The sequence below is a fragment of the Methylobacterium sp. NPDC080182 genome, from assembly GCF_050281105.1.
Lineage (GTDB): Bacteria > Pseudomonadota > Alphaproteobacteria > Rhizobiales > Beijerinckiaceae > Methylobacterium.
Genome location: NZ_JBNNWO010000060.1, coordinates 1 through 2,543, shown reverse-complemented (window position 1 = coordinate 2,543; position 2,543 = coordinate 1). Strand labels below are relative to the sequence as shown.

Here is a 2,543-nt window from a genome sequence, read left to right as displayed (position 1 = left end):
ACCTGCATAGGCATCGACCCTTGGCGCACGTTTTTGAGCATCCGCTGCGATGACCCCTTCCGGCGGGCGCCGCGGGCCACGGAACGGTCTGCGCCATAATCCGCTGCTTCTGCCCTGTGATAACGTCGCCTATCATGGTATAGCCGGGGCTCGGCAAGCACTTGTTTAACCTATCTTTCAACCGTACTCAGGGTACTCCGCCGCGGAACTTCGCAACGACGTCTGCCAAGACGGCAACTCCACGCCGTAATTCCGTGGCCTCAAGAGCTGCATAGCCGAAGACGAACCCCGCGACGGTCGGCTGTGGTCCTGCGGGGTCGTACAGCGGCGAGACCGGATAGAGGCCAATCCCAGCAACGCGTGCTGTGCTCGCCAAGGTGCTTTCGAGCTCGGCCGCAATCTCGTGGAACCAAGCCACCACGTGCAGGCCGGTCTCCTCGCCCGCTACCGCAATCTCGGAGCCGAACGCGTTCGCGAGCGCTTCGAGCAAAGCAGTCCGGCGCTCGGCATTCCGGCGTCGAACGCTGCGCACATGACGCTCGTAGGCCCCGCTCTCAATCAGAGTTGAGAGCCCTTCCTGTTCGGGCAGCGGGGAATGGCGGTCCGTCAGCCGCTTCGCCTCGACGAAAGCTTTGCGCAGGCTCGCGGGTACGACCAAGTATCCAAGCCGCAGCGTCGGCGAAAGCGTCTTGGAGATCGTGCCCACATAGATCACTGCCTCGGGGTCGAGCGTCTGCAAGGGTGGGATCGGCGCGACATCGTGCCGGTACTCCCCGTCGTAGTCGTCCTCGACGACGCAGGCTCCAGTGCGGTTAGCCCAGTCCACCAGCACGCGCCGTCGCGCCGCCGACAACACCCCGCCCAGCGGATATTGGTGTGAGGGCGTGATGTACGCCAAGTGTGCCGCTGGCAAGTTGTCTGTCTTGATTCCCTCGCCATCGACAGCGACGGGAACGGCGATCCCCCCCGCCGCCAGGAAGGCATGGCGCGCGAGGACGTAACCGGGGTTCTCGATGACGAAGTGGTCACCTGGATCGAGCAGGAGCCGCGCGCAGAGGTCGAGCCCCTGCTGCGACCCGTTGACGATCACGACGTCGTCTGGCGTGCAGCGAATGCCGCGGGCGCGCCAGAGATAGCCCTGCAGCGCGGTTCGTAGCGCGGGCGAGCCCTGGGGGTCGTCGTAGCGCAATCGCGTCCCCCGCCCCAGCGTGGCAGTGTTCAAGGCACGGCGCCACGCCAGGATTGGGAAGTCGGAAGCCGAGAGATCACCGTATCGGAAGTCGGCGATCGGAGGCGCGTCCACTGCAACGGGCGTAGGCAGTGCGAGCAGACGGCGTGCGAAGGCAGCCATCCGACGCGTCGATATCTCGCCACGACTTACGGGTGCTCCCGGCACGATCAGGCCTTCGGCGACGATCGCCCGCGCACCAGGCCGGGTGATGAGATAGCCCTCTGCGATGAGCTGACCGTAGGCTGCCGTCACGGTGGTGCGCGACGCGCCCCATTCCGTCGCGAAGGCGCGTGTGGACGGGAGCCTGTCACCGGGCTGATAGGCCCCGGCGTGAATCCGCTCTTTGATCGCTGCAACGATGCGGCGAGCGATGCCATCATCCATCAACTGGCCCACGACAATCTCGCAAAACTGGTCGTTCCACGAGAACCAGATTGGCGGCATTCCTACCAGCGAGACAAGGAGCTACGCGATGTATACGCCGCCCGCCTTTCGGGATGAGGATCGATCGGGCCTACTCGCGACCATGCGTGCAGCGCGGCTCGCGAACTTCGTCACGGCCACAGTGGACGGGCCGCTTGTGACGCCGCTGCCTCTCTTCATCGATGAGACCGAAGGCGAGTACGGCACGATCTACGGCCACCTCGCCAAGGCCAACCCACAGTGGCGCGTGCCGCCGCTCGGGGAGGGCTTGGCCGTATTTATGGGACCGGACGCCTACGTGACGCCGGCTTGGTACGCGACCAAACAGGAAACGGGGAGGGTCGTGCCGACCTGGAACTACGTCGCGGTCCACGCGCATGGGGCCGTCGAGTTCTTCGAAGATACAGAGCGCCTGCTCGCAGCCGTGACGCGGCTGACCAGCCTTCACGAACAGCCGCGCACGGTGCCTTGGACGGTGGACGAGGCACCGGCCGACTTCATCGCCGCTCAGCTACGAGGAATTGTCGGGCTGCGCATGCCGATCGCCCGCTTGGAGGGCAAGCGCAAGATGAGCCAGAACCGGAGTGAGGCCGATCGTGCCGGCGTGATCGCCGGCCTTGCCGAGAGCGAGCGAGCCTCCGAGCGCGAGGCCGCAACGCTCGTCCGGGCATGATACCGCCTGGGACTGCTCCCGAGATAGATCGAGTGCTCATCCCTATGACCGAGCAGACTATCTCGGCCGACGATGCCGCGCGCTTCGGTGCCGACCCGCGTGTGACCTTCGCCAACAACTTATACCAACTCTCATTGATCAGAACCTATGAGCCCAAGCGCGCAGTCCGATGGACATGATGCGCCAGGGCTGGTCGATGAGGCGCCGCCACGCATC

At 65.1% G+C, this 2,543-nt stretch carries 2 protein-coding genes; one reads left to right on the top strand and one right to left on the bottom strand.

The genetic code is table 11. The annotated features are described in order from the left end of the window. Window positions 1-187: 187 nt before the first annotated feature. Window positions 188-1,615 carry a PLP-dependent aminotransferase family protein gene (locus tag ACQKQD_RS34090; protein ID WP_427511000.1) on the bottom strand — a complete coding sequence of 476 codons (1,428 nt, stop codon included), beginning with the start codon at window positions 1,613-1,615 and terminating at the stop codon, window positions 188-190. 88 nt (window positions 1,616-1,703) lie between these two features. Between ACQKQD_RS34090 and ACQKQD_RS34085 the strand changes: the two genes are divergently transcribed. Continuing rightward, a complete protein-coding gene (locus ACQKQD_RS34085; protein ID WP_427510999.1) occupies window positions 1,704-2,327 on the top strand; it encodes an FMN-binding negative transcriptional regulator in 624 nt (207 codons plus the stop codon). Window positions 2,328-2,543: the final 216 nt, after the last annotated feature.

Coding starts and splice junctions, on each gene's coding strand:
- ACQKQD_RS34090 (WP_427511000.1), bottom strand. CDS start 1,615: ATGGATGATGGCATCGCTCGCCGCATCGTTGCAGCGATCAAAGAGCGG.
- ACQKQD_RS34085 (WP_427510999.1), top strand. CDS start 1,704: ATGTATACGCCGCCCGCCTTTCGGGATGAGGATCGATCGGGCCTACTC.